The organism is Helicobacter labetoulli, from assembly GCF_003670275.1.
Taxonomy (GTDB): domain Bacteria; phylum Campylobacterota; class Campylobacteria; order Campylobacterales; family Helicobacteraceae; genus Helicobacter_C; species Helicobacter_C labetoulli.
This window is the reverse complement of sequence record NZ_QXJF01000006.1, coordinates 66061-90112: the sequence shown is the minus strand read 5'-3', so window position 1 is coordinate 90112 and position 24052 is coordinate 66061. Positions and strand designations below refer to the sequence as shown.

27 protein-coding genes, 1 tRNA gene and 1 pseudogene are annotated in these 24052 nt (G+C 38.7%); 9 read left to right on the top strand and 20 right to left on the bottom strand.

Annotated elements, in window-relative coordinates; translation table 11 throughout:
* Nucleotides 1–44: 44 nt before the first annotated feature.
* Nucleotides 45–401, bottom strand: coding sequence for a hypothetical protein (locus EBF12_RS04105; protein WP_121726534.1), 357 nt, complete (start codon nucleotides 399–401; stop codon nucleotides 45–47).
* Nucleotides 402–443: 42 nt separating this feature from the next.
* Between EBF12_RS04105 and EBF12_RS12155 the strand changes: the two genes are divergently transcribed.
* Complete coding sequence (locus EBF12_RS12155) at nucleotides 444–569, top strand: hypothetical protein (RefSeq protein ID WP_279629416.1); 126 nt, start codon at nucleotides 444–446, stop codon at nucleotides 567–569.
* 107 nt (nucleotides 570–676) lie between these two features.
* Here the strand turns inward: EBF12_RS12155 and EBF12_RS04100 are convergent, their stop codons facing one another.
* The 6 genes from EBF12_RS04100 to EBF12_RS04075 all read right to left on the bottom strand — a co-directional run bounded on the left by EBF12_RS04100 (nucleotide 677) and on the right by EBF12_RS04075 (nucleotide 7437).
* A complete protein-coding gene (locus tag EBF12_RS04100) occupies nucleotides 677–1651 on the bottom strand; it encodes an iron-sulfur cluster assembly scaffold protein (RefSeq protein WP_121726533.1) in 975 nt (324 codons plus the stop codon).
* Between the two features lie 144 nt (nucleotides 1652–1795).
* Nucleotides 1796–2257 (bottom strand): hypothetical protein, encoded by a 462-nt coding sequence (locus EBF12_RS04095; protein ID WP_244196354.1) that lies wholly within the window; start codon nucleotides 2255–2257, stop codon nucleotides 1796–1798.
* On the bottom strand, nucleotides 2257–3330 hold the full coding sequence (locus EBF12_RS04090; RefSeq protein WP_121726532.1) for a restriction endonuclease subunit M: 1074 nt from the start codon (nucleotides 3328–3330) through the stop codon (nucleotides 2257–2259). The genes EBF12_RS04095 and EBF12_RS04090 overlap by 1 nt, the downstream gene beginning before the upstream one ends.
* Before the next feature lie 348 nt (nucleotides 3331–3678).
* Nucleotides 3679–4845, bottom strand: coding sequence for a NifS family cysteine desulfurase (locus EBF12_RS04085; RefSeq protein ID WP_121726531.1), 1167 nt, complete (start codon nucleotides 4843–4845; stop codon nucleotides 3679–3681).
* A 119-nt stretch (nucleotides 4846–4964) separates the two neighbouring features.
* A complete protein-coding gene (locus tag EBF12_RS04080) occupies nucleotides 4965–6365 on the bottom strand; it encodes an SLC13 family permease (protein ID WP_415579965.1) in 1401 nt (466 codons plus the stop codon).
* A gap of 256 nt (nucleotides 6366–6621) precedes the next feature.
* Complete coding sequence (locus EBF12_RS04075; protein ID WP_121726530.1) at nucleotides 6622–7437, bottom strand: carbon-nitrogen hydrolase family protein; 816 nt, start codon at nucleotides 7435–7437, stop codon at nucleotides 6622–6624.
* A gap of 171 nt (nucleotides 7438–7608) precedes the next feature.
* Between EBF12_RS04075 and purB the strand changes: the two genes are divergently transcribed.
* Genes purB through EBF12_RS04060 form a run of 3 tightly spaced genes read left to right on the top strand, consistent with a single transcriptional unit; the run spans nucleotide 7609 to nucleotide 10661 of the window.
* Nucleotides 7609–8955: an adenylosuccinate lyase gene (purB, locus tag EBF12_RS04070; RefSeq protein WP_121726529.1), complete on the top strand. Its 1347-nt coding sequence runs from the start codon at nucleotides 7609–7611 to the stop codon at nucleotides 8953–8955.
* Nucleotides 8956–8986: 31 nt separating this feature from the next.
* Nucleotides 8987–9823, top strand: a complete 837-nt coding sequence (locus EBF12_RS04065) for a type II restriction endonuclease (RefSeq protein ID WP_121726528.1) — start codon at nucleotides 8987–8989, stop codon at nucleotides 9821–9823.
* Nucleotides 9813–10661 (top strand): DNA-methyltransferase, encoded by an 849-nt coding sequence (locus EBF12_RS04060; RefSeq protein WP_121726527.1) that lies wholly within the window; start codon nucleotides 9813–9815, stop codon nucleotides 10659–10661. Before EBF12_RS04065 ends, EBF12_RS04060 begins: the two co-directional genes overlap by 11 nt.
* A gap of 31 nt (nucleotides 10662–10692) precedes the next feature.
* Here EBF12_RS04060 and EBF12_RS11710 read toward each other — a convergent pair whose 3' ends face one another.
* Genes EBF12_RS11710 through EBF12_RS11700 form a run of 3 tightly spaced genes read right to left on the bottom strand, consistent with a single transcriptional unit; the run spans nucleotide 10693 to nucleotide 11721 of the window.
* Nucleotides 10693–10842, bottom strand: a complete 150-nt coding sequence (locus EBF12_RS11710; protein ID WP_244196353.1) for a hypothetical protein — start codon at nucleotides 10840–10842, stop codon at nucleotides 10693–10695.
* Nucleotides 10827–11489 (bottom strand): hypothetical protein, encoded by a 663-nt coding sequence (locus EBF12_RS11705; RefSeq protein ID WP_244196352.1) that lies wholly within the window; start codon nucleotides 11487–11489, stop codon nucleotides 10827–10829. The genes EBF12_RS11710 and EBF12_RS11705 overlap by 16 nt, the downstream gene beginning before the upstream one ends.
* Complete coding sequence (locus EBF12_RS11700) at nucleotides 11470–11721, bottom strand: hypothetical protein (protein WP_244196351.1); 252 nt, start codon at nucleotides 11719–11721, stop codon at nucleotides 11470–11472. The genes EBF12_RS11705 and EBF12_RS11700 overlap by 20 nt, the downstream gene beginning before the upstream one ends.
* Here EBF12_RS11700 and EBF12_RS11060 point away from each other — a divergent pair.
* The 3 genes from EBF12_RS11060 to EBF12_RS04045 all read left to right on the top strand — a co-directional run bounded on the left by EBF12_RS11060 (nucleotide 11721) and on the right by EBF12_RS04045 (nucleotide 13495).
* On the top strand, nucleotides 11721–11861 hold the full coding sequence (locus EBF12_RS11060) for a hypothetical protein (protein WP_157979048.1): 141 nt from the start codon (nucleotides 11721–11723) through the stop codon (nucleotides 11859–11861). The genes EBF12_RS11700 and EBF12_RS11060 overlap by 1 nt on opposite strands.
* A 2-nt stretch (nucleotides 11862–11863) precedes the next feature.
* Nucleotides 11864–12826 carry an HTH domain-containing protein gene (locus EBF12_RS04050; RefSeq protein WP_121726526.1) on the top strand — a complete coding sequence of 321 codons (963 nt, stop codon included), beginning with the start codon at nucleotides 11864–11866 and terminating at the stop codon, nucleotides 12824–12826.
* A gap of 117 nt (nucleotides 12827–12943) precedes the next feature.
* Nucleotides 12944–13495 carry a hypothetical protein gene (locus EBF12_RS04045; RefSeq protein WP_244196350.1) on the top strand — a complete coding sequence of 184 codons (552 nt, stop codon included), beginning with the start codon at nucleotides 12944–12946 and terminating at the stop codon, nucleotides 13493–13495.
* 148 nt (nucleotides 13496–13643) lie between these two features.
* Here EBF12_RS04045 and EBF12_RS04040 read toward each other — a convergent pair.
* The 7 genes from EBF12_RS04040 to tatB form a co-directional block, all read right to left on the bottom strand.
* Nucleotides 13644–13731, bottom strand: a tRNA-Ser gene (locus tag EBF12_RS04040).
* A 21-nt stretch (nucleotides 13732–13752) separates the two neighbouring features.
* Nucleotides 13753–14157: a hypothetical protein gene (locus tag EBF12_RS04035; RefSeq protein ID WP_121726525.1), complete on the bottom strand. Its 405-nt coding sequence runs from the start codon at nucleotides 14155–14157 to the stop codon at nucleotides 13753–13755.
* Nucleotides 14154–14360 (bottom strand): PP0621 family protein, encoded by a 207-nt coding sequence (locus EBF12_RS04030; protein ID WP_121726524.1) that lies wholly within the window; start codon nucleotides 14358–14360, stop codon nucleotides 14154–14156. The genes EBF12_RS04035 and EBF12_RS04030 overlap by 4 nt, the downstream gene beginning before the upstream one ends.
* Before the next feature lie 22 nt (nucleotides 14361–14382).
* Nucleotides 14383–14979, bottom strand: coding sequence for a 16S rRNA (guanine(527)-N(7))-methyltransferase RsmG (gene rsmG, locus EBF12_RS04025; RefSeq protein WP_121726523.1), 597 nt, complete (start codon nucleotides 14977–14979; stop codon nucleotides 14383–14385).
* Nucleotides 14976–16097, bottom strand: a complete 1122-nt coding sequence (gene queA / locus EBF12_RS04020) for a tRNA preQ1(34) S-adenosylmethionine ribosyltransferase-isomerase QueA (RefSeq protein ID WP_121726522.1) — start codon at nucleotides 16095–16097, stop codon at nucleotides 14976–14978. The genes rsmG and queA overlap by 4 nt, the downstream gene beginning before the upstream one ends.
* On the bottom strand, nucleotides 16084–16881 hold the full coding sequence (gene tatC, locus EBF12_RS04015; RefSeq protein WP_121726521.1) for a twin-arginine translocase subunit TatC: 798 nt from the start codon (nucleotides 16879–16881) through the stop codon (nucleotides 16084–16086). The genes queA and tatC overlap by 14 nt, the downstream gene beginning before the upstream one ends.
* Before the next feature lie 3 nt (nucleotides 16882–16884).
* Nucleotides 16885–17454, bottom strand: coding sequence for a Sec-independent protein translocase protein TatB (gene tatB / locus EBF12_RS04010; RefSeq protein ID WP_121726520.1), 570 nt, complete (start codon nucleotides 17452–17454; stop codon nucleotides 16885–16887).
* Between the two features lie 650 nt (nucleotides 17455–18104).
* Between tatB and serS the strand changes: the two genes are divergently transcribed.
* A complete protein-coding gene (gene serS, locus EBF12_RS04005) occupies nucleotides 18105–19373 on the top strand; it encodes a serine--tRNA ligase (protein ID WP_121726519.1) in 1269 nt (422 codons plus the stop codon).
* A gap of 21 nt (nucleotides 19374–19394) precedes the next feature.
* Nucleotides 19395–21881 carry a tetratricopeptide repeat protein gene (locus EBF12_RS04000; RefSeq protein ID WP_121726518.1) on the top strand — a complete coding sequence of 829 codons (2487 nt, stop codon included), beginning with the start codon at nucleotides 19395–19397 and terminating at the stop codon, nucleotides 21879–21881.
* A 163-nt stretch (nucleotides 21882–22044) separates the two neighbouring features.
* On the opposite strand, the gene EBF12_RS03995 is transcribed toward EBF12_RS04000, so the two are convergent.
* From EBF12_RS03995 to EBF12_RS11695, 3 genes and pseudogenes are all read right to left on the bottom strand, one after another.
* Nucleotides 22045–22392, bottom strand: coding sequence for a hypothetical protein (locus EBF12_RS03995; RefSeq protein ID WP_121726517.1), 348 nt, complete (start codon nucleotides 22390–22392; stop codon nucleotides 22045–22047).
* 92 nt (nucleotides 22393–22484) lie between these two features.
* A complete protein-coding gene (locus EBF12_RS12150; RefSeq protein ID WP_121726516.1) occupies nucleotides 22485–22799 on the bottom strand; it encodes an outer membrane protein transport protein in 315 nt (104 codons plus the stop codon).
* Nucleotides 22800–22840: 41 nt separating this feature from the next.
* Nucleotides 22841–23759 (bottom strand): annotated as a pseudogene (locus tag EBF12_RS11695) (OmpP1/FadL family transporter).
* Between the last annotated feature and the right edge of the window lie 293 nt (nucleotides 23760–24052).

Sequence of the window (24052 nt, the reverse complement as noted above, 5' to 3'; positions counted from 1 at the left end):
CAATGCTAGGGTATAAAATGCCATATACGCACAAAGCGTGAAGGCTAAGCGATAGTGTTTCTTAAAGATAAGAATAGCAAATATAAGGCTATATGAGAGTGTTTGTGCAAGGCAATAAGTCTCAAAACTATCAATTCCCTTACTCCAATAAGTGTATAACAGCACAACATACACAAAAGCAAAAATAAGGAATGCTTTAAAATTGTGCTTGTAAAATCCATTACTGACAAAAAAAGAGACAAAAAATACCATAAGAGACTTAAAATATCAGGGTATTCTCCACGCAGATGTAAAACCAAAAGCCCACCCCAAAAAAGCATAGTGTAAAAAAGCCATTTAAGCTGTGAGATAGTGATAGAATCTAGCTTTTTAGTGTGCTTCTCTTGTGTGTTTGATGACATATAAAATCCTTATTGGGCGTTTTGTAGCTTTGTAAAGGCTAAATGCGTAAGTTTGCGTTGAGTATGGTTAGAATTTTGTGCGAGATTTTTAAGGACTTTTATTTTCAAAGACTTTTAAAGGTATATGGAGATTCTACACTCACATTTGAGAAGTGCAAAGAGTTTTGAGATACATTTTATTGTATTTTGAATTACCTTAACTTTGCATCTTAAATTCCATACTTTGATAAATAGAATCTTAGCAAAGCAAAAGCCCTGCTAAGATTCGAGCCTTATCATATCGGTAAAACGCGGATTTTAGAATCTAGCTGCTCTTGCAAGACAGATTCTATGGCATAGAGTGTTCCTGTTGCCCCACTCGCACAGCCGCTACACGCCCCAAGATAGCGGATATACACATCAATGAATCCATCACTTGTATCCTTAATGTCTAAAATCTCCATATCGCCCCCATCCATCATAAGCATAGGGCGGATATTTGCGTCAATGACTTTATCAATCGCCTTTACTTTTTGCACCATTGTCATTTCAGCAAATGCGATGTCTCCGCCTTTATCGGCGACCTTTTTGACTGATTCTTTATCCATTTCAGCCCGAACTTCTGCAAGTATATCTACTAGATAATACTCCCTTTTCTCGTGTCCGCCGGGTTTAATGCAGCTTTTGCAAAATGCCCCTGCTTTTGTGTAGTTTGTGATGTCCTCCACACTTTTTAGATCATTGAGTTTTATCACTTCTTTAATAGTAGATAGGCTTACGCGTGCGCACTCACACACGATGATTTCACTCTCAAAGTCCGCTGCATCCTTGCCTAGATAGATCCCTGCTGCTTTTTTAATCACATCATACGCCATAACAGAGCAGTGCATTTTCTGCCCGGGGACTGCTGGAGTATCAGGGTCATCACGCAAGGCGTGTTCTACATCAAGGTTTGTGATTTTTACCGCGTCCTGCACCTTTTTATTAAGACAGAGTTCTACCATCATATCGCTACTTGCAATCGCCGTCCCACAGCCAAAGCTCTTAAACTTTGCATCTATGATTGTGTCATTAGAATCTACGAGCCAATACAGCCGCACCGCATCGCCACAGGATTCTGCGCCATAGTCTGCTACGATGAGTTTTGCTCCCTTTTCATCAGCATCTTTTTGTGTCAAAACGCCCAAATGTGTGGGGTTATCCATTCTCTCACTTACTTTATTTGAATATGCGTCCCATAACGCACCACCGATTAAGTCATTCTTTGCCATTTTTCTTTCCTTTCAAATTTGGTTTAAACAAAAAGTTAGTAACACTTTATGTTGTGTTGCTAAGTTTTTGTTTAATCTTTTTCTTATCTATCCCCATTTTGTCATAAAAAAGTTTCACAACATCTTCACGCGTAAAAATCTCTGTCATATCATTTGCTTTAAAATCCCACTTATATCCAGAGCCCCAGTGCCTCTTACGCCCCTATTATGCAGTTTAGCAAAGTCAATTTCATCTATTTTTTCAAGTCTCATATAAATGCTATTAGGTGCAACGCCTATAAAGCAAATATAATCGCATAAATCAGTCTTTTTAATATGCTCATTTTGGAATTTCCTATTCACATCAAGGCTACTTGTTTTTACTTCCACTTTTACGCCATTTATTTGCATATCCCAATCTCCTTGGTCTCCGTCCTTATACACAAGGCTAATATTTCTCTCTTTTGCAAAAATATCTCTTAGTAGCCTTTCCCCAAAACTCCCCCTTTTATCAATCTGCAAATGCCTGATTGCAATATATTTTGAATCGCTTTTCCATTGTGTGCTTTGATTGACTTCAGATTCTATCTCGCTAAAAACTTGCTTGGCTATATCAAAAATATCCATTATTTTGCCCCCTTATCATAGAATCCTTGCTTTATTAAAGCCTCTTCTATCAAAGAAGTCCGTAAATTAAGGCTAGAATTTGTGCCTAAAAAGCTAGCCTTTACCCAATCAATATTTTGCAATGCTTTAATTACTCTAGCCCTATCTTTCAAAATCACTATACCATATCCCCTTCTGTGTGGCAAAGATTCAAAGTCTTTGTATAGCTTCATACTTGGCTTATTTTGAGAATGAAAACAAGTGCTAGGCAAATACGCATCGCAAATGTAGAGCATTTTTTTATTCCTTGTGCTAGAAGGTGTTCCACCATCACTAAGAGAATAGACTTTGATATATTCCTTACAAGTCTTTTTAGATTCTATATTGAATGATATAGAATCTAAAAGCCTGTGATTAGCCCAGATTTGAAAAAGTGTCGCTACTTCTACTTCCTTACCATTAGGATAGATAAAGCTATTTAGGGGCAATTTTTCACTATGGACTAGCTGAAAGTTTTTTACTCTGCCTTTTGGGCTACCTTTACCATCGCTATCAAATAAAGGGGGTAAAATAAAGGCGATGAAATCAGCAAATTGTGCGTGATTGATAAATCGCAAGGCAAGATTCCCCCTTAGCCCAAAAGGTGGATTACCAACGACTACATAATGTCCTTTTTTTGGGGTAAAATCTAAAAAGTTAGATTCTATAATTTCTTTATTTTTAAACTCCAAATCAATCCCTATTCGTCTATCCTTTGGCATTAAATCATAAAAGCTACAATCCCCACAGCTAGGCTCTATAAAGGTGTATTGTTTAGAATCTATTTTATATTTTTCCAAGAAATGTAAAAAAGATTCAAAGCAGTATTTCGCCACTTCTTTTTTTGTGAAAAATTCATTATGGCTTCTGTAATCTTTTTTTGGAATCTCATATTTATTCCCAAGCAAAAAATTTAAATCATACAAATAATCTTGCGGAATCTTATGTTGTGCCTCCCATCGCTTTAGTGTTCCTGTGTGCAAATTTAGCTTATGGGCTAACTGCGTTAAGGAGTGATTGTTTTTTAGCTCAAAATACATATCGGTTGCTGTCATTTTTTAGTCCATTAATGATTTTTACTTTTTATATGTATCCCAAATATACTGTTGATTAAATCATTCTTTGCCATTTTCTTTCCTTTTTTTGTTGTATAAATTTTACCGCTTAGATTCTAGAATCTAGCACATCAAAACACATTGCGGAAGTATCTTTATCTTTGAGATAAAAACATAAAATTCGCTTTTATTCAAAAACACAACACAAAATCCACATTCTAGCAGTTGCTGTATGGCTTTGTGGGCTTTATGGGGATTTTAGGGTAGGAGTTACCTAAAGCGGTAATGACTATCCTAAAATCCCCATAATCGCACAAATCGCATACCCAAATGCGAATGTCTTAGAATCTAGTTTTCATAACTACTAGAAATCGCCCTAAGTCTCCCCACCGCTTTCTTAAACACTTCAATCGTGTAATCAATCTCTTCACTCGTAGTGAATCTGCTAAGAGAGATTCTAATGGCTGTATGGGCTAACTCTTTATCCGCTCCAATGGCTACCATTACAGGATTTGCCTCCAAATCTTCACTCGCACACGCACTGCCTGTTGATGCGGCAATCCCAGCCTTGTTTAAATCCCATAGCATTGCCTCGCCTTCAATCCCTCGCACACTGATGAGTGTCGTATTTGGCACACGATTTTCCCTTGTGCCAACGACAAATACATCAGGTATGCTTAAAAGTGCGTCTTCTAGCCTATCTCTAAGCTTTCGCACTTGCGTTAGCTCAAAGTCTAGGTAGTCTGTGGCAAGCTTCATCGCTTCGCCCATACCGATGATATAGGGGACATTGAGCGTGCCAGATCGTCTGCCCCGCATATGTTCCCCGCCATGCAAAAGTGGGGTAAGCTCCATACCTTTTCTAATGTAAAGCCCACCAACGCCCTTTGGTCCGTGGAATTTATGTGCTGAAAAGCTTAGAAAATCTACATTTGCCTTTTTCACACTGACTGGAATCTTACCGATAGCCTGCACCGCGTCAGTATGGAAAAGCACACCTTTTTGTTTGCATAATGCACCGATTTCTTCAATGGGGAAAATAAGTCCTGTTTCATTATTTGCCCACATTATGCTAACAAGTGCGGTATCTTCACGCAGGGCTTCTCTCACTTGCTCGGTAGTGATTGTGCCTTGTGCGTTAATGGGCAGATAGGTAACCTCAACGCCCAAAGTTTCTAAAAAGCTACAAGTTGCCCTAACTGCTGGGTGCTCCACCTCTGTGGTAATGATATGCTTCTTACCCTTTTTCACAATCTCATCAAAATACACGCCTTTAATCACCCAGTTGTTTGACTCTGTCGCACAAGAAGTGATGATAATATCATCATTATCGTCTGCATCAATGCCAACATAGAGTTTTTCTATGGCTTCAGCGATGGCTGGGTGCGTCTCTGTGCCGTATTTATGCAAACTATTTGGATTCCCAAACTTTTCGCAAAAATAAGGCTCCATCAATGCCTTAATGCTAGGGTCTAGCATTGTCGTGGCATTGTTATCTAAATAAACCTTTTTCATCGTAGCTCCTAATTGTTGTTTATTAAAAAAGTAAAGTTTATTTTAACCTTGACTAGCAAAGCGCTAGATTCTATCATTTTATAATTAATTGACATTATCTTTTTTGATAAAATTGTTCCCTACTCTAAAAACCATCGCCAATACGCAAAGGCAAAGATACTCACCGCTAAGATTCCAACAATGCTAAGTAAAAATCCAAATCGCACCATATCCCACACTTTGATCCCGCCTTTTTCAAAGACTATGGCATTAGGCGGTGTGGAGATAGGAATCATAAAAGAAAAACTTGCACAAATTGTGAGCGCAAGCATTGTGATTGTGGGCTCATCTGCTACTAAAAATGACTGCGTAGCGGTATAAATGATAGGCAATAAAATAGCAATCAGTGCTGTCGTGCTTAAAAAGCCTGTGGCGATAATCGCACACACACAAGCAAGGAGTAAAAATACAAAAAATGGTAAATTAGCAAAGCGCATAAAATAGCTTTCAAACACCCCGCCAAGCTCGGATTGAGAAAAGGCAGTGGCGATACAAAACCCCGCACCAAACAAAAATATCAGCTCATAGGGAATGGACTTAGAATCATCCCAATCCAAAAACCCAAGCTTTGGCACAAACATCAATAGCCCAAAGGCCAGTAAAATCACATTTTCATTTAGCCCCAAGCCATTGTAAAAAGGCTTAATGGGTGAATTGAGAAAGAGCACAACAAGCAAAAGCGCGATAAAAAATAATAACCGCTTGTGCTCAGCGCGCACTTGTATATTTTCAAACGCCTTAAACTCCACGCTATAACCCTGTGTGCCAAAAGATAGGATATAAATCATCGTATAAAGCATAAGGCAAGTAAGTGGAGCCATCATAAAAATCCAAGTGGTAAAGCTTATGCCATCAAAGCCAAGCTTTTCTAAGAATCCTAGAAAGATAAGATTCGGCGGTGAGCCAATAGGCGTTGTAATCCCGCTGATACTTGCCCCAAATGCCACGGCGAGTAAAAAACGCATTTTAAGAACATAATCTTGCGTGATTGATAAGGCAATGGGCAAAAGCAAAATAGCAGTCGTAGAATTTGACAAAGCTGTGCCAAGCACACAAGAGGCAAGTCCCAAAGCAGAGATGACACCCTTAGGATTCTGCGGAAAAAGGGAGAGAAACTTTTTAGCGATAATGCGATGTAGCCCAATTTTTTCTGTGGCGGTAGCGAGCATAAAGCCACCCAAAAAGAGATAGATAATAGGATTAGCGTAATTTTCTGTGGCACTTTTGGTATCAAGTATGCCAAAGCTTGGAAAAAGGATAATAGGCAAAAGTGAGACAACCCCTAGTGGCAGGGCTTTATTAGTCCAGAGTGTAACAAGCAGGGCAATAATGCCAAGCAAGGCTGAAACCTTAAAAGATGCTCCAAGATACACTCTTGCTAAAATAGCGGCGATAATGCCAAGCACAAGGGCAATGCCTACGCCTAAAATAATTTTGATTGTGCGTTCTTCTTGTGGGTTAGAATCTAGACTAGAATCTATGGAATCTAAGCTAGATTCTAGTGTAGCTTCTTTGGCGGAATCTTGCAGGGTGGATTGAGTGGATTCTGCTTGTGCAATGGAATCTTGTAATGCACAATCCTGCGACGCAAAATCTAAGTGAGCTTGGGAATGCAAATCTGCGTGGGTTTCTTCACAAGGGAGATGGTGCAAGGGTTGAGAGTTGCTTTTTTGTGGCACTTGTGTCCTTAAAATAAATAAAATGTGCGTGATTATAGCAGTTTTTGGGCATTTATCCTTAGATTCTAAAGCCCCATTCTTTTTGTGCGTTTAGAATCTGCCCTTTTTCAATGCTAAGTAGCAGCATTCCCTCTTTATCGCTAAGATTTTCTTCAATCTCGCCATTTGCGTTAATAAACAAGCTATCGCCATAAAATCGCCACTGCGTTTCATCATACACGCCACTGCCTACACGATTGACACGCAAAAGTGCCATAGAGTTTGTAAAAGCACGCATAGAGCAGAGATTTCTCCAGCGTGTTTTGGAGCCAAAAGTATTGCTACAAGGCATAATCACAACATCTACTTTAGCATTCTTAAGCCTTAGCCATAGTTCATCAAAATGTGCTTCAAAGCCGCTAATCACGCCAAGATTCAGCCCATATTTCTCAAATACAGTGGGTGTTTTGGGGGATTTTGGAAGCTTATTATTAAAAAACTTCTTTTCATTCCAGTGTGGATAGGCAATAAGGCGTTGTTGATGATAAATATGTATGGAGTTTTTCTCATCATTGCTGATATGGACAATAGATTTATAAAGCTTGCCATTCCCACCATCTCCATTTTCGCCAAGTAGCAATGGAGCGATAATATCAAGCTTGTATTTTTTGGCTAGTTTTTGTAGCGTGTTTAGGGCGTTATGCGAAATGGCACTAATCATCTCTTTAGAATGATTTTTATCAAACTCCCTAAAAAATGGGTTAAAGACATATTCCCCAAATGCCACGAGACTAACCTTTTGCTTTTTGCAAGTGCTAAGGTATTGATGTAACCTTGTATCAGTGGGGGAGAGTGGTGGGAGCTGCAAAAGGGCGATATTTAAAGGAGTATTCATAGGAATCCTTATCATTGTAGAATCTAGCTTAGGCTTGTGATTTTACACTTGTCGTTTTCAATATTGTTTCAAATCCGCGATTGTAGCATATTAAGCTTAGATTTATTATAATTATCTCCACAAAGGCGGGCATAACGCGGTATAGATTTAACAAATGATGAAGGAGTAAAAATGGTAGAGCGATACGCAAGAGAAGAGATGAAAAAGCTATGGGATATGAATGCAAAATATTCCGCGTGGCTTGAAGTAGAAAAGGCGTTGGTTAGAGGTTGGAATAAGCTAGGGCTAATACCCGATAGCGATTGTGAAAAGATATGCAAAAATGCGACATTTGACATCGCTAGGATTGATGAAGTAGAAGCGGTTACTAAACACGATTTAATCGCATTTACCACTTCTGTGGCGGAGAGCTTGGGAGAGGAGAGTCGATGGGTGCATTATGGGATCACTTCTAGTGATTGCATAGATACCGCAGTGGCACTGCAAATGCGAGATAGCTTAAAGATTATTTTAGATGATATAAGACAGGTAAGATCGGCGATAAAGGTGCGTGCATATCAGTATAAAGACACGCTAATGGTGGGGCGAAGCCACGGAATCCACGGAGAGCCTATCACTTTTGGGTTAGTTTTAGCGATATGGTATGATGAGCTAGGGCGGCATTTAAAAGCTTTAGAATCCACTTTAGAAGTCATTTCTGTGGGGCAACTCAGCGGGGCTATGGGTAATCTCGCCCACACACCTATGGAGTTAGAAGAGTTAGTTTGCAAAGAGCTTGGACTTAAACCCGCCCCTGTGAGCAATCAAGTCATCCAAAGGGATAGATACGCTAGGCTTATGAGTGATTTAGCCCTTTTGGCTAGTAGCTGTGAGAAAATCGCACTACAGGTGCGACACCTGCAACGCACAGAAGTCTATGAAGCAGAAGAGTATTTTGAATCTGGGCAAAAGGGAAGCTCTGCTATGCCGCACAAACGCAATCCGGTTTTGAGTGAAAACATCACAGGGCTTTGCAGAATGATACGCGCTTATGCAATGCCTGCAATGGAGAATGTCGCGTTGTGGCACGAGCGAGATATTAGCCATAGTAGCGTGGAGCGATTTATTTTGCCAGATAGCTTTATCACCACGGATTTTATGCTAATGCGTCTAAAAGGGCTGCTTGAAAAGCTAGTGGTGTATCCAAAAAATATGATGAAAAATCTCAACCTTACCGGCGGGCTTGTCTTTTCGCAACGAATCTTGCTAGAGCTACCTAAAAAAGGCGTATCACGCGAAGATGCCTATAAAATCGTGCAAAGAAATGCGATGAAAGTGTGGCAAGACTTACAAAATGGTGTTATGCAGGAAGGTAAAGCGGCGGTAAATGACAAAGGAGAATCGCTGTATTTGCAATATCTTTTAGCAGATAGTGAGCTTGTGGGACTTATCGGCGTAGCGGCAATTAGAGAATGCTTTGAGTTTAGCTACTACACAAAAAATGTGGATTCTATCTTTAAAAGGGTGTTTGGGGAGTAAATCTAAATACACAACACATAAGGAATTAACAATGAAAAACACATTATCATTTAAAACTTTTTTAAGCACACTTAGGGCGACAAATAGGAATTTGGGCTTTTTTGTGGATTGGCAAAAATGTCTAGCAAATAAAGACAAGTTAAGCATTGCTCTTAATCATTTAAATCTTTTGCTAGGTGTGCCAAAGGATAGTTTGCAAGATAAGATTACTTTGCTTTTTAATGAATATGCTAAGGCTTTTGATGTTTTGCCTTTAATTTTAGCAATTCGCAATGAAAGAGAGCTTGTATTAGATTCCAAGAGTAATGAAACGCCTATTGACACATACTTGCAAAACCCTAAGGGAATTTATGACTTTATCTGTGAGAGTGGGCTAGATTCTATCTTTAGTGATAGAAAGATTAAAGATTTAAATGACTTTGTCTTTGGTGTTGAAGTAGGATTAGATAGTAATGCAAGAAAAAATCGTGGTGGTGCTTTTATGGAATCTTATTTAAGAACTCTTTTTATAAAAGCTAATTTAAACTTTAAAGAACAAGTGAATATTGTAGAGTTTAGCGATTTACAGGGAAGTTTTGGTGATGATAAAAAGCGATTTGACTTTGTGATTTTTGGTAAAACCATAAGTTATTTTATTGAGTGTAATTTTTATACGAGTGGTGGCAGTAAGCTTAATGAAACAGCGAGGGCTTATCAAGAATTAGCCCCAAAATTTGATAGATTTGCTAATAAAAACTTTGTGTGGATTACCGATGGGCAAGGTTGGCATAGCAGTAAAAATAAATTGCAAGAAGCCTATAAGAGTGTAGAAATGTATAATCTTAGCAATATAAAAGATTTTATTAAAAAGGCACAAAATGACTGCTAAATCCCACACACTAACCCCTACTTTTACAAGCTTAGATTCTACATTTAGCATTTATCAAGGCGATTGTAATGCCCTTTTGCCGCAGATGAAAGAGAGTTTTGATGTAATTTTTGCTGATCCACCTTATTTTCTCTCAAATGATGGCTTAAGTATCCAAAGCGGTAAGATTGTAAGCGTGAATAAAGGCGAATGGGATAGGGGAGAAAATATTGATGAAATTGATAGGTTTAATATGGAGTGGATTGCAAATGCAAAAATAGCCCTAAAGCCCACAGGTAGCATTATGATAAGCGGGACCTATCATAATATTTTTTCACTTGGCAGGGCGTTACAAAAACTTGATTTTAAGATTTTAAATATCATTACTTGGCAAAAGACTAATCCACCGCCAAACTTTAGCTGTCGCTACCTTACGCACTCTACCGAACAAATTATTTGGGCTAGAAAAAGCCATAAGCATAAGCATATTTTTAACTATGAGATTCTAAAAAAGCTCAATAATGATAAACAAATGCGTGATGTGTGGAGCTTCCCGGCTATTGCCCCTTGGGAAAAGACCTTTGGCAAACACCCTACACAAAAGCCTTTAGTCCTTTTAGTGCGATTGCTTTTAATGGCAAGCAATAAAGATTCTATAATTTGCGATCCATTTTCAGGCTCTAGCACCACGGGTATTGCGGCCAATCTTTTACATAGGCAATTTATAGGTATTGAAAAAGAAAGCGAATTTATCAATTTAAGTATAAAACGCAAGGGCGAGTTAGATTCTAAATTTAAAGATATAGGATATAAAATCAACGATTTAAGGCTACTAACCAAATTTCATAAAGCAAATTAGCGTTAGAATCTAATCAGATTCTAACGCCTTATCACACATCTTTTGGCGGATTATCATCGTGGGTTGTCTCTGGCTTGCTAGACACGATTTTTGCATCATCGCCTAGCTCTTTGGGGCTAGGCATTTTGCCATTATCAAGGTGGCTTAATAATGTCTTTTTAAACGCTAGAGTAGAATCCACTTTATAATACTTCCGCCGCCATCCTTGCTTAATTCTTGCAAAAACGCTACTTCTTCGCCCAAAGCAAAGCTATGAAACACGACTTGGTTGATAGCTTGCTCTTGCCTGCCTTGCGTGATATTGTGATTGAGATTTTTCATCGTTTTGACCACCAAATCCGCACGGAAGCTATCAGGGGGCGTGGGATTGCTCGCAAAGATATATAGCTCTTTTACTAGCCCATTATCCTTAGTAAAATATCTCATACACTCAATCATAGCGATATTTAATAAGTAAAGATATTGCGGATTTAGGCTAATGCTTTGCACCGCTTTTTCAAACGCACTTGCCTCATAAAATGGTCCAAGTGTGTTGGCAAGCTTACTTTTATAGTCATTGACAATTGCTTTTGTGAAAAAATCAGGCTTATAGATTCTTTTTGCAATATAGGGGGCGATTTCCTTGAAAGCCTTAATGTAGGGATGCACACTAAAAGTATTACAATACACAAAGCCAAGCTCTTTGTAGGGCTTCTCACGCAAATAGATTCCAAAATCACAATTTTTTTGCGAAAAATTTATAAGCGTAAAGCTTGTCTTGTTACACACAGAAGAGATATGCAAAATCCCCGCTCCGCTGACATCAAGACTATATAAACTCTCTATCATCACTCAAATAGCTTCCATCTTGCTGCAAGATTCCATCATTTAGAATCTTCCCTGCAAAAGAGATTTTTTTATCCGTGCTAGAAGATTGGATACTCTCTTTATCCTTAGCATAAATTATGCCCTCTTGCTCTTTGTGCTGTTCTAAACTCTGCTTAGAGCAATCAAGCCCATTGATGAGGGTGCTAAGTTGAGAAAAGATGACTTTTTCATCATAAGGGTTAGGACTTTTCATTGCTACTCCTTTGGTATGAGTTTCATATAATCATCGCTTATATTTCACTAATCAAAGGCAAATGCACACTCAAGCACAGACTTTATGCCATTAAGTTACTTTTAGAATCTTATAATATGGAAAATATTATGCAAGGATAAAAATGCAAAAGAAAATGACATATTTGGAAGTGGCAAAAGCTGTGCTAGAGAGTGCAGCTACTCCGCTTAAAGCTACGCAAATTTGGGATATAGCAGTAGAAAAAGGATTAGATAAGAATCTAAAAAGTATCGGCAAAACGCCAGAAATGACAATGTCAGCACAACTTTATGTGGATATACGCGATAGACGAGATTCTATCTTTATGAAAGCATCAAGTAAGCCTACAACCTTTTGGCTAAAGGCAAGAGAGAATGAGCTGCAAAAGGGATTAGAATCTCTAATGCAAACAAGCAAGATAAACCACGAGAAACAAAAAAGTAGGGGCTTTCACGAGCGGGATTTACACCCGCTGTTTGTGCGGTTTGCAAAAGATTATTTTGATGTGTATGCAAAGACGATTATGCACGAAAAGAGTAAAAAGACGCAGAGCGGGCAGGATAAGTGGAACTACCCTGATATTGTGGGCGTGCATTTCCCATTTAATGATTATAGTGAAAAAGAAACGCTAGAGCTAAGCGAGAATCTAAACCGCCGTGATTTTAAGATTTATTCCTTTGAGCTAAAAGTTTGCCTTGATTTTAGCAATTTGAAAGAGAGCTACTTTCAAGCAGTGAGTAACTCTAGCTTTGCAAATGAGGGGTATTTGGTCGTATTTGAAGAGCTAGATTCTGAAGTGTTTGATGAACTAAGAAGGCTTCATAGTAGCTTTGGCATTGGGCTTATAAAGCTAGAGCTAGAGCCTACTGAATCTTCTGTGCTTTTGCCATCGTTAGTAAGAAACTTGGATTTTAAAACCATTGATATGCTAGTGAATAAAAATGCGGATTTTAGGGAGTTTATTGACACGATAAATGGCGATATACAGACAAATGATAAAAGGCGGATTGCCCTGCAGTATTATGATAAGCTGCTTGATGATGAGAGTTTAGAGAAGTATTTGAGTGAGAAAGGATTGCTAGGTTAGGATTCTGTTGAGTGGGCTTTATAGCGTAGTGGAAAGCTAGGCTTTTTGTATCTTGTTTAAAACTTGTGGGGAGAAGCTTGATTTAGGGTGAAAACTGAAGCTAGAAAAGAGGGGCTTATGCGACTTGTTATGATTATGCTATGTGTGATTTGGGTGATAATGACATTGGAGGTTAGTGCTTTAGAATCTAAGCAAGAGTGCCTTACACAAGGGCGGATAGAGCAAAAAGCCTTTGCTGCGCGTGTAAGCAAGGAGTGGTTTGACACGGATAAAACAGAGACTATATTAAGTAAGCTTAAAAGCTTGTATCCACAAGTCATATTTGCTAGGGCGTTATCGTGGGGGAATGAGAGCGAGATTCTAGCTTTTGAAGTGCCCTTAAAAGATGTGCGAGTGATAGTGCATAAAGATGATAAGGTTAGCGTTGATGATTGGTTTCCTAATGGTGAAGAGTATCGGGACTTTAGGATAAATGGGCGTGAAGTGTTGTATAAAGAGTATTTGCCAAAGGGCAGTGTCTTAGCAGTCCAAAGTGCCACGCCCGGAAGTGCGAGTATCGGCGGAGTGGTGGAGTTTATGTTTGAAAATAGGGTAAAGATAGAGCATGCAATCCACGAAGATTCCATAGGCACGGATTATTTTACAATATACAAGGGGAGTTGCTCATAGAGTGTGATGCGATAGATTAAAGGTTGTTGTGTGAGATGAGAATCTGATGGCTACAAAATAGACCGAGATTTATTCCAAAAATACGAAAGTCTAACGATAAAATATATTTGTTGTTAAGCTGAAAATGAGAACATAAAAAAACTCACTATGGCAGAGGGGAAGGGATTCGAACCCTCGAAAGCTTGCACTTTACACGCGTTCCAGGCGTGCTCCTTCAACCACTCGGACACCCCTCTATAAATGACAAGGGCGGAATCTTACCTAAACTCTTCTAAAACTTGCTTAAAAATCGCACCATCAATGCCAAGTTGTGCGATTTTTGCGAGTTGCTTTTGGGATTTAATAACACACAATAACTTGCAATCAAGCAAATAATGCTCAACAACCTTTTGAAAAGCCTTTGCCTTCTCAAGCCTATCAAGCAGTAAAAATTGCGGCGTGAGATTAGCAAATAGCACAAGCTCTTCTAAAGAGTGTATTTTCACAGCATATTTCACCTGAAAGTTATAGCAATGCTTGGCAATCTCAAAAGCAGCCTCTTGTTTCAAAGCAGATGTGTCAAACCACACGACAGATTCAGCTCCAACCTTAGCAATATCTTCAACGCTTTTCACTCTCATAAATGGGCTAAAGCTAATGGCGTGATGCCCAATGATAATCATTTTGCCCCCTTTTGCAGACATTCTTTAGAGCAAAAGTATCTCCCATTTGATAGAAAAGATTCATTGACAGAGACATACACGCCACAATGTGAGCATTCCTGCATTTCTTCAATGCCATTGGAGGTTTTGTTTGTCTTAAGCAATGGGCGTAAGATAAGATAAGCTAACGCTAAAAGTGCTAGTAAAATAACAAAAAACTTCATATCTTTCCTTTGAGGCTAAGATTTACAAATCACGGCTATGTTTGTAGTAGTAGATTCTATTTTCCCGCACGAAGCACTCTTCCACGCTCATACTTGGCATTTCTTGCCTAAAATTTGTGCCTTTGTAAAAAAGAAAATATCCATCGCTTTGCAAAAACTTCCTTGAAAGAGCGATAAGATTTCTAGCGTCCATTAACGCACGAGATGTGATAAGAGCGATATTGTTGATTTGGCTGATTGGCACTTCTTCAATCCGCATTGAAAGCACCTCTACATTTTTTAGCCCAAGTTGCACGCTGATATTTTGCAAAAATGAAGCTCTCTTAGCACGCGGCTCTATAAGAAAAAATTGTGATTGTGGCTTAGCAATAGCTAGAGGCAAGGCAGGGAAACCTCCACCAGAGCCTATATCCATACAAGATTCAAAATCATCAATAAATTTCAATGGATATAAAGAATCAAAGATATTCTCAAGCACAGATTCCATACAGCTAGCACCTGTAAGATTGTGAATCTTATTCCACTTTAAAAGCTCTTCGCCAAAGATTTGGAACTGCTTAAAGCACTCATCTCCTAGCATAATGCGGTGTTGTTGTAGCTTATCTTGTAAATCTATCATAGTATTAACATCCCATCTCCATAAGAATAAAATTTATAGCCTTCCTGCAAAGCAATATTGTAGAGTTCAAGGCATTTCTCTCTACCCACCATTGCACTTACTAGCATAATGAGTGTGCTTTTTGGCAGGTGAAAATTTGTGAGCAAATAATCCACCCGCTTAAACTCCACGCCCGGATATAAGAAAATATCGCACTCTCCGCATAAAACTTTATATCTTATCATATATTCTACACAACGCGCACTTGTCGTGCCAACACATAGCACCTTTTTAGCGTGAGTGATAGCCTTAGCACTCGCACTTGAGATTGAAAAGTATTCTTTGTGTATGGCGTGATGGCGAATATCTTCGCTCTCTACATTCATAAATGTCCCAGCCCCAATATGCAGGGTAATAAGGCAGGTTTGAAAAGATTTTTGTAAAGATTCTAAACTTTGCTCACTAAAATGTAAAGATGCCGTGGGAGCAGCCACAGAGCCTAGCTCCTTAGCAAAAACGCTTTGATAAAATACGCTATCTTCTTGCATAGTTTGATGAGAGCCATTGCGTTTGATATAGGGCGGTAGCGGAATATAGCCGTGATGAGTAAAAAGCTCAAGCACTTCTTTGTCATCTAAGATTCTGTGTTTTTGATTTGCTAAGCAAACTTGTGGTGATGTATCAGATTCTATAAATTCCACAATACGCATACCATTTTCACAGCATTCAAGCACTTGAGCGATAATGGGGTGTGTGAAAGCCTTGTGAGATTCTAAAATCAGCCTATCCCCGCTTTTAACACTACCTTTAATTTGGACTAAGAATCTAAAAGAATCTAGCACTTTGTGGAAAAATATCTCCATACGCTTTGGGTTAGGTTTGGCTTGTGAGTTGAGCTTATGAGCGTAGATTCTAGCATTTATGACTTTGGTATTATTGAAAACAAGCAATGTATCTTTGGGGATAAAATCGCTAAAATGATAAAAATCACTATGCGTAATTGTGCCGCTTTTTCTTTCATACACAAGCAGTTTTGCACTCTCTCTAGGAATGCTCGGGCTTTGTGCTATGGCACTTTGTGGCAAGATGTAATCATAGCTTGAAAGCATAAAATCTTTAGAATATTCAAGATAGGACATTAGAATCTGTAGAATCTTGCGTTGTTGGTGTGGCTTCATCGCTCTCATCTTCACTAAAATCAGCAAGTTTAGAAGCGGGATTGACAAACTTTAAAATCACAATAGAAAGCCCATAGAGCATAACAAGCGGAATAGCTAAAAGCACTTGAGAGATGACATCAGGCGGGGCGATAATAGCAGCGATGATAAAGATAATCACCACGGCGTATTTAAAAAATCCTTTTAAACTCTCATCTGTGATAAGCCCCACTTTGCCTAGAAAAAAGCATAACACAGGCAGCTCAAAGGCTATGCCAAAGCCGATGATTAAGCGTATAAAAAAGGCAAAATAATTCTCTGCTGTAATATAGGCTTCAAATTGGTCATTACCAAAAAGCAAGACATTTTTAATGATGAAAGGTAAAACGCCAAAGTAAGAAAACGCAACACCAAGAGCAAACATAAATGTGCCAAAAAACACAAAAGGAATGACAATTTTTTTCTCGTGTTTATATAAACCCGGAGCGACAAAAATCCAAATTTGCCAAAAAATGACAGGCATAGAGATGATGAGTGCGGCAAAAAGGGCGGACTTCATTGCGATAAATACGCCCTCTATCATACCTGAAGCGATAAATTTCCCTCTTATCTCGCTGCCTAGCACATCAACAAGCGGTAGCTTAATATAGTGAAATATCTGCTCCCAAAAGTCCAAGCACACGCCAAAAGCTCCCAAAAGCACAAGAATGCTAATGATGAGCCGTTTGCGTAAGTCTTGGATATGGGGTTTTAAGTCTTCTAACATTGTTTATCCTATGTGTTGGGGGGTGGAATCTTGCGACTTTGAGCTTGTAGCATTTTTGTATGTAAGGGTAGAATCTTGCGTAGTAATGGAAGTTTGAGCAGATTCTGCAGATTCTAGGTTTTGAGCTGTGGCGTGTGGCATATTGGATTCTACATTTTTAGAATCGTTGCTTTTAGAATTTAGGCTTTCATAGCTAAGCTCTGTATTGAGGCTTTGAAGTGTGCTTTGTAGGGCATTGGCTTCTTTGTTGAGCTGCTCTTGTGTTTGCGTGAGACTTTCTTGTAATGGCTTAAGACTATCCTCTCTTAGTTCTCGTAACTCATCAAGCTTTATATCTTGGGTTAGCTTATCTACTTCATTGGAGATGGTATTTTTATATTTGAGTGCTTCTTGCTTGATTTCACTAAGCTCTATCTCCTTATCAAAGCTCTCTTTTGCTTCCGCCATAGTTTTTCTTACTGCACGGAAAAATTTTACAATATCAATAATAGTTTGGGGGAGTTTGTTAGGACCAAGGGCGATAATCGCCACAATCAAAATGACAAGTAATTCAAAAATACCAATACCAAACATACCTTGCCTTTTTCTCTCTGCTTTAGAATCTAAAAAAGCGTATTTTATACTAAGTTTAGTAATTTTATTTCATTCCTAGATAAAAAACATTTTTGTTTTTTATATTGAAGCCAATTGAAGCCAATTTGATGAAACAAAGCTAAAAGTTAAGTAGCTAAGCGTTAAGTAAGAGAGTAGAGTAATACTAGCCTACCCCCTTAACGACCAAAGGCTTCAATAAGGTAGGCTATGAATTATCTTAGTAGCACTTGACTACCCTAGAAAACGAGTTGATGAATACCCGCAAGGGTAGTCATAACTCAAGCTTTAGGAGCGAAGCGGGATTTACTCCCGCGTGAGCGGTCTTAAGTGAGCTTTTAAGCGAACGACTATGAAAATAATAGTATTATAACAACTAAGATTTTTGAGCAAATCTTACTCATCGTAACCTCCTTTGTAAAAAAGTAGGTTACTCTAATAGAGGTCGCACTCTCTTATTTTTTTGCCTTTTGGGCAACCTCTAATCGCAATTCTACCACATTAACTACAAACTTTCCAACTCGTTTCTTAAGACTTAAATCACTCTTTGACTTTGGGCTTTTAGGGAATAAAAAATGCTTTTTTTAGGCTAAAATTGCTTACAAAATTTAATAAGAACTAAGGATAAGGATATGATTGATACAAAAGCCCTGATAAATGATTTTGAGAAGGTGAGTGAGCTGCTTTGTATAAAAAAAGTGAGTGAAGATACGCTCAAATCACTCAAAGAGTTTGCCATTGCGTATAAAAGCACAAAACAGGAGCTTGAATCTCTTCAAGCTTTTCAAAATAAAACATCAAAGCTTTTTGGCGAATATAAAAGAGAGGGCAAGGATATTAGTGAGCTAAAGGCGAGTTTAGATTCTAATAAAGTTCAAATGAGTGGCGTAGAATCTAAATTGAAAGCCATTGAAGAAGAGCTTGAGAATCTTGCCTATACTATTCCAAACTTGCCTGATTTGGCTACACCAAAGGGCGAAGATGAGAGTGATAATATTGAATTAAAAAAGGTGCTAGAGCCTAAGGTATTTGACTTTACCCCAAAGGAGCATTGGGAGCTGGGTGTGGATAATGGCTGGATTGATTTTGAAGCGGGGGTAAAGTTAGCTAAAAGTCGCTTTTGCGTTTTGCGTGGAATGGGGGCTAGGCTCAATCGTGCGTTAATTAACTTTATGCTTGATTATAATGAAAAGCAGGGCTTTGAATCTGTGGTAACGCCTGTAATTGCTAATGCTAGGACACTTTTTGGCACGGGGCAGTTGCCAAAGTTTGAAAATGATATGTTTAAGGTGGATTCTCATTTTGATGATGAGGGGAGTGAGCACGATTTATATCTTATCTCCACATCAGAAATCACACTTACAAATCTTTATCAAGATAGCATTATCCCTGTTGAAGATTTGCCTATAATGCTAACTTCTCACACGCCTTGCTTTCGCAAGGAAGCCGGCAGTGCAGGGCGAGATACACGCGGTATGATACGCCAACATCAATTTGACAAAGTAGAGCTTGTGGCTATCACTCACCCAAGTCAAAGTGAATCTATGCAGGAAAAAATGCTAAAAACAGCAAGCGGGATTCTAAGTGAGCTAGGGCTTCCACATCGTTTTGTGCAGCTTTGTGGTGGGGATTTGGGCTTTAGTGCGAGTAACACCATTGATATTGAGGTGTGGCTACCCGGGCAGAATTGTTACCGAGAGATAAGCTCTATCTCAAATACACGGGATTTTCAAGCACGAAGGGCAAAAATCCGCTATAAAGAAAATGGCAAAAATACCCTCGTGCATACGCTCAATGGTTCATCTTTAGCAGTGGGAAGAACACTTATTGCGATTATGGAAAATTATCAAAGAGCTGATGGGGGTATAGAGATTCCAGAAGTGTTGCATAAATATCTTTGAGAGTGAGTATAAAGGGAAGGTATGGCAGAGGAAGTAATAAATCTTGATGAGAATTTAGAGATTGAAGATTCTGCACAGGCAGCACAAGGGACAGAAAACAAAGAGCCTACAAGTGAATCTGCGGAAGCCACAGCAGCCAAAGAGGAGGGTAAATTACAAAAGATTCTCGCTCCTTTAAAAGCGAGATTAAACGCTCTTTTGGCGGTTTTAAAAGAAAATAAGATTCTAATGATTGGGGCGATTGCTATTGCAGTACTTGTGCTTGTGTTTTTAGTGCTGATTATGGTTTTAATCTTTAGTGGAGGTAAGGAAGAGCAGGAAGCTCAAGCCGCTCCCATTTCACGCAAGATTATTCAGCCCTCACCCATTCTTAGCGGATCAAAGCGTTTGGAAGTAGATGATACGGAGCTTGGCAATATGATACGCAAAGCAAATATTCTTTACACACAGGGCGATAAAATGGAAGCTCTAGATTTGTTTGATAATATTGCTGCGTATTCTCAATCTCTTGCTGCATATAATTTGGGTGTGATTAAGCTTAATGAAGGCGAGTATAGCAAAGCTATCTCATCATTTGATGATGCCATTCACGCTGGAGAGGATATAAGTGTGAGTGCGTTTAATGCTGCGTATAGTGCGTATATGTTGGGGAATATGAATCTGTATGAATATTATCTTGGCATTAGCTCAAGCTATTTGTATCACACGGCAAATCAGCCACTTTACTCTTATTTGTATGGTTTATTGCAATATTACAAGGGCTTTTATTTTGAATCTCTCTCCCCATTGCTTAATCCCTCTTCACCAGATTATGTTAAAGAGAGTAAGAAAATGGCTTCTGAAGTATTTTTGATTTTTGGTGATGAGTATAACGCCCTAGCACAGCTTAAGCAAGTTGGCGATAAAGATGATAATCTTGCCATTGGTTTGCTTCACGCACGACTTGGGGAATACACACAAGCAAAGCAGTATATCTATGAATACCTTGGGAGCAATGTGGGCGATCCACAGGCATTAATGGCATTGCAGCTCATTGAAACAAAAAGCGGAAATTTTAAAGAGAGTGCATTAATCCTTGAGCGACTGAATGCTGCGGAGGAGACACAAAAGGTTTTTGATGAATATCCTATTAAGGCAAAATTGCGTGATGATTTATTTGATGTAAATCTCGCACAGGAAAATTTTTGGAATCGCCGATTTGAGCATAATAAAATATTGGGCTATAAGATTCTGTTCTATTATGCACCTTTTTTGGTTTTTGATGCTAAAAATGCGTTGGCAATCATTGATGATGGGAATCTTAACGCTCGTGCTAGTAATATAGAGACTGCAAAGAATACCTTGCAAGAGGGGCAAAGGGTTTCGCAAGTCAATCGCTCAATCGCACAGAATCTGCGTTATTTAATCAACAATCAAGATATACGAGAGACTATTAAATCTATGGAGCGTTCTCTTAAAGATTACCCAAATCATTCTGTTTTGCATTATGACCTTGGGCTTTTGTATGCACAAATGAATGACTTTGATAATGGATATTTGCATTTTGTTCGTGCCTATCACCTTGATAGTAACAATACAATGGCTGGAATCTTTGCCCTTATGTGTGCGGAGCTTACCTATCGCGATACTTCTCGTTTGAGCAATACTATCTCGGCAGATTTAGCGGAGATGAGTTTTTCTAGTAAGCTAGAGCACGACTTTTTGCTTTCATTATTCCGCTATACAAGTGATTCTCCATCAGATTCACTTGATTGGTTTGACACTTTGCATAAGCAGCCCTTGCACGAGCGAAAGCCCATTTATTATGCTTTGCGTGCAGTGTATGGAATCTATATGGCTAATGGCACACAGATAGCAAACGCCTTTGAAGCTATGAAGAGTTTTTATCCAAAAGATGCGGTTACGCATACGATGTTTGAGCTTGGTAAGAGGTTTGGGAATAATTTGAAAGATTTTGCTTTGCAGATGAATATTATCTATAAAGAAAAGAATCTTGATATGCGTTCAATATATTATGGACGCTCCTTAGCAAGGGAGTTATATGTGTATGTGGGCTTTGTAACAGGCTCGTTGCGTTCTATACAAGAGGAGCTAGAGGCAAAGCTTGTTGTTGAGACACAAACAAGTAATGGAATCTTGCAGGCTTTGGCACTTTCAAATATATATAGCAATGATTTTGAAAAGGCTTTTGCGATATACAACTCTTTGCTTGATGATTTGGGCGAGGGCGATTCACAAACGCGGTTTCTAGCGGCTATTGCGGCGATGGGAGCTAATCGCCACGAGAATGCTGTAGCACTTTTGCAACTTGCCAAGATAGAATCTGCGACAAACTTTGAGGCTAAATACGCACTTGGCTTACTCTATCAAGAGGGAAAAAATATGAAGGCTGCCATTCAGCATTATGACAAAATCTCTCATACAGGCTTTGAATCTGAATTTTTTGATTTTGAGATTGATACGAGTGAATTACTCAATCCACAAAAAGACGAAAAAAAGGAAAGCTAGATTCTAGCAATATTCTTAGCTTTGATAAGAATCTAAATAGCTACAATGCGAGAGCTTTGAGCGAGAATTTGAAGCAATGAGATTTTCATAGAATCTCATCTTTAAGCAGGGGATTATTGTAAGCGGAATTAATCTGCTTACAATAGGTGTGGCAAAGTAGAAACTAGGATTTTTTCTTTTTATAACATTTGCGTCTGGTGCGTTGGGCTTTGCGTTTTGAAAGGAAAACTTGATAATGTGTTCTCCACCAAATATAATTTTTGAGTCGTGAGCGTTTGTGCGTATCATAAAGCATATTAGCATTTGGCTTAAGAGATTCTACAATTTGCAAAGATTCTTCTATAATTTGTTCAAGATCTTGGTAGCCGCCCTCTTCTTGCTCTTTGGCAAGGAGTTCAAGTTTTTCTAAAACTTCTTGAGGCATAAGCTCCCGCTCGGCTTTTGTGATATTGAGCAATGGTGCGAGTTCTTCTCTGTCTTGAGTTGTTAAAACAACTTTATGCTTTGACATATCCTTTTCCTCCTTTTGTAGATTTGTTCGTGTATTATACAAAAAAATCTACAAAACCCCGCAAAAATCGTTAAATTAAGAATATATTAAGTTTAGAATCTATATTTCAAACCAAGGGTAAGTAAATGTAACTGCCCTAAGCCATCTTTGCTTTGGATAAAGCTTCTCTTATTGTCTTTGAGTGCGAGAGAGTAGGCTATACCCACATCTGCTTTATTATCCCAAAGACTATATCTCGCATCAAGTCCTAGCATATAGGCATTTGCATCGGGGATTCCAAAGCGATTTTTGCCTTGAGGCACGGGGGTGGCGTCAAAGGCTAGACTGCCCATAAACTTGAGCTTTGGGGAGTGGAGATAGGTAAGCCCTAGGCGGAAAGCATTGCTATTTCTCCGGCCGCGTCCCATTGCCACGGCATTGTAGTCGGCTGAATTGAGATTGTTAAGGATTAAGTCTGGAACTTCTTTGCCATTTGGATCGGTAAAGACTTGATCGCTGTATTGAAACTCAAAAATATCAGCCTTATTCCAAAAGTATGCTCATAGACAAATTCAGCTAAAAGCTTTTCAAAGTGGTGGGCTAAGCCTAAGCGAATAACATCAGCTATATCCATTGAGAGACTAAGATTGGCATTCATATTGACACCATTTGGAAAGCCCATTACTGAATCTAAAGGCACTTCAGAGTTGGCATTGAGACTGCCTCTCATATTAAAATGTGTTTTAGAGCGGTAGGTTAGGGCTAGAGTGGTTTTTTCTGTGATTTTCAACGAAGCAGCGAGATTGTAGCCCACGCCTACAGATTCAGTATTAGAAGTTTGGGTAACTTTTGTTGTGCCTTTAATGCCAAGATAATCAAAAGGCACTTGTAGGGTGTTATCAAAATCACCATTAGCGTAGATAAATCTCAGCCCCCAGTGAGAATCTATTGAAATATGTGAGTGCCATAACGGGATTTATCTCAATCATACCAATTCCTACATTATCAAGGAAGTCTCCGCCCTCTTTGCCCCAGTCCATCGTAAGCCCAGAAGGGGTGGTAACTGATAAACCAAAGCTGCTTTTAAGCACTTCATTCACTTCTAGAGCTTTAGTCTTAAAAAACATCTTTGGCACAAAAGCATAAGTGCTATGTGCCTTGCCATCTATAATAGTTGGGTTGGTGGGTTGTCCGCTAATTTCTACTCTCCTATTATTTGTGCTAAAATCAAATCCCGGGATAAAAATCATTGTGGCATTGAGCTTTAGCTCATTATTATCATCAAAGCCCATATTTGCGGGATTATAATAGCTAGAATCTGCACCATACGCTCCGGCAACATAAGCAGAATTGAGTGCTGTGCCATTGAGGCTTTGCTCATTTAAGATAAAGCCAGAGGCATAGCTTAGGCTTGTGCCTAAAGTAAGTAGTAAGGCAGATGTAAAAAAAAACGCATAGAACGCATATATTACTCCTTTGTTATTTTTAGTGTAGTGAAAGAAGTAGTTGTATATACAACTACTTTTAAAAGAGCGGATTCTACATTAAAGTAATCTTGCGTGTCAAGTGTGTTGGAGTGTGTTAGATAGGTGTAATTTGTATCATTTGGCACTTTTGGTGTCAGTTTAGCATAAAAATTTAATTTTTTTTTGACTTTATTGGGTGTTTGTGCCATAATGAA

Excerpts from the sequence above, each read along its gene's own strand:
- EBF12_RS04105 (WP_121726534.1), bottom strand. The coding sequence starts at position 401 with ATGTCATCAAACACACAAGAGAAGCACACTAAAAAGCTAGATTCTATC.
- EBF12_RS12155 (WP_279629416.1), top strand. The coding sequence starts at position 444 with ATGCGTAAGTTTGCGTTGAGTATGGTTAGAATTTTGTGCGAGATTTTT.
- EBF12_RS04100 (WP_121726533.1), bottom strand. The coding sequence starts at position 1,651 with ATGGCAAAGAATGACTTAATCGGTGGTGCGTTATGGGACGCATATTCA.
- EBF12_RS04095 (WP_244196354.1), bottom strand. The coding sequence starts at position 2,257 with ATGGATATTTTTGATATAGCCAAGCAAGTTTTTAGCGAGATAGAATCT.
- EBF12_RS04090 (WP_121726532.1), bottom strand. The coding sequence starts at position 3,330 with ATGACAGCAACCGATATGTATTTTGAGCTAAAAAACAATCACTCCTTA.
- EBF12_RS04085 (WP_121726531.1), bottom strand. The coding sequence starts at position 4,845 with ATGAAAAAGGTTTATTTAGATAACAATGCCACGACAATGCTAGACCCT.
- EBF12_RS04075 (WP_121726530.1), bottom strand. The coding sequence starts at position 7,437 with ATGAATACTCCTTTAAATATCGCCCTTTTGCAGCTCCCACCACTCTCC.
- purB (WP_121726529.1), top strand. The coding sequence starts at position 7,609 with ATGGTAGAGCGATACGCAAGAGAAGAGATGAAAAAGCTATGGGATATG.
- EBF12_RS04065 (WP_121726528.1), top strand. The coding sequence starts at position 8,987 with ATGAAAAACACATTATCATTTAAAACTTTTTTAAGCACACTTAGGGCG.
- EBF12_RS04060 (WP_121726527.1), top strand. The coding sequence starts at position 9,813 with ATGACTGCTAAATCCCACACACTAACCCCTACTTTTACAAGCTTAGAT.
- EBF12_RS11705 (WP_244196352.1), bottom strand. The coding sequence starts at position 11,489 with ATGATAGAGAGTTTATATAGTCTTGATGTCAGCGGAGCGGGGATTTTG.
- EBF12_RS11700 (WP_244196351.1), bottom strand. The coding sequence starts at position 11,721 with ATGAAAAGTCCTAACCCTTATGATGAAAAAGTCATCTTTTCTCAACTT.
- EBF12_RS04050 (WP_121726526.1), top strand. The coding sequence starts at position 11,864 with ATGCAAAAGAAAATGACATATTTGGAAGTGGCAAAAGCTGTGCTAGAG.
- EBF12_RS04045 (WP_244196350.1), top strand. The coding sequence starts at position 12,944 with ATGCGACTTGTTATGATTATGCTATGTGTGATTTGGGTGATAATGACA.
- EBF12_RS04035 (WP_121726525.1), bottom strand. The coding sequence starts at position 14,157 with ATGATTATCATTGGGCATCACGCCATTAGCTTTAGCCCATTTATGAGA.
- EBF12_RS04030 (WP_121726524.1), bottom strand. The coding sequence starts at position 14,360 with ATGAAGTTTTTTGTTATTTTACTAGCACTTTTAGCGTTAGCTTATCTT.
- rsmG (WP_121726523.1), bottom strand. The coding sequence starts at position 14,979 with ATGATAGATTTACAAGATAAGCTACAACAACACCGCATTATGCTAGGA.
- queA (WP_121726522.1), bottom strand. The coding sequence starts at position 16,097 with ATGTCCTATCTTGAATATTCTAAAGATTTTATGCTTTCAAGCTATGAT.
- tatC (WP_121726521.1), bottom strand. The coding sequence starts at position 16,881 with ATGTTAGAAGACTTAAAACCCCATATCCAAGACTTACGCAAACGGCTC.
- tatB (WP_121726520.1), bottom strand. The coding sequence starts at position 17,454 with ATGTTTGGTATTGGTATTTTTGAATTACTTGTCATTTTGATTGTGGCG.
- serS (WP_121726519.1), top strand. The coding sequence starts at position 18,105 with ATGATTGATACAAAAGCCCTGATAAATGATTTTGAGAAGGTGAGTGAG.
- EBF12_RS04000 (WP_121726518.1), top strand. The coding sequence starts at position 19,395 with ATGGCAGAGGAAGTAATAAATCTTGATGAGAATTTAGAGATTGAAGAT.
- EBF12_RS03995 (WP_121726517.1), bottom strand. The coding sequence starts at position 22,392 with ATGTCAAAGCATAAAGTTGTTTTAACAACTCAAGACAGAGAAGAACTC.
- EBF12_RS12150 (WP_121726516.1), bottom strand. The coding sequence starts at position 22,799 with ATGGGACGCGGCCGGAGAAATAGCAATGCTTTCCGCCTAGGGCTTACC.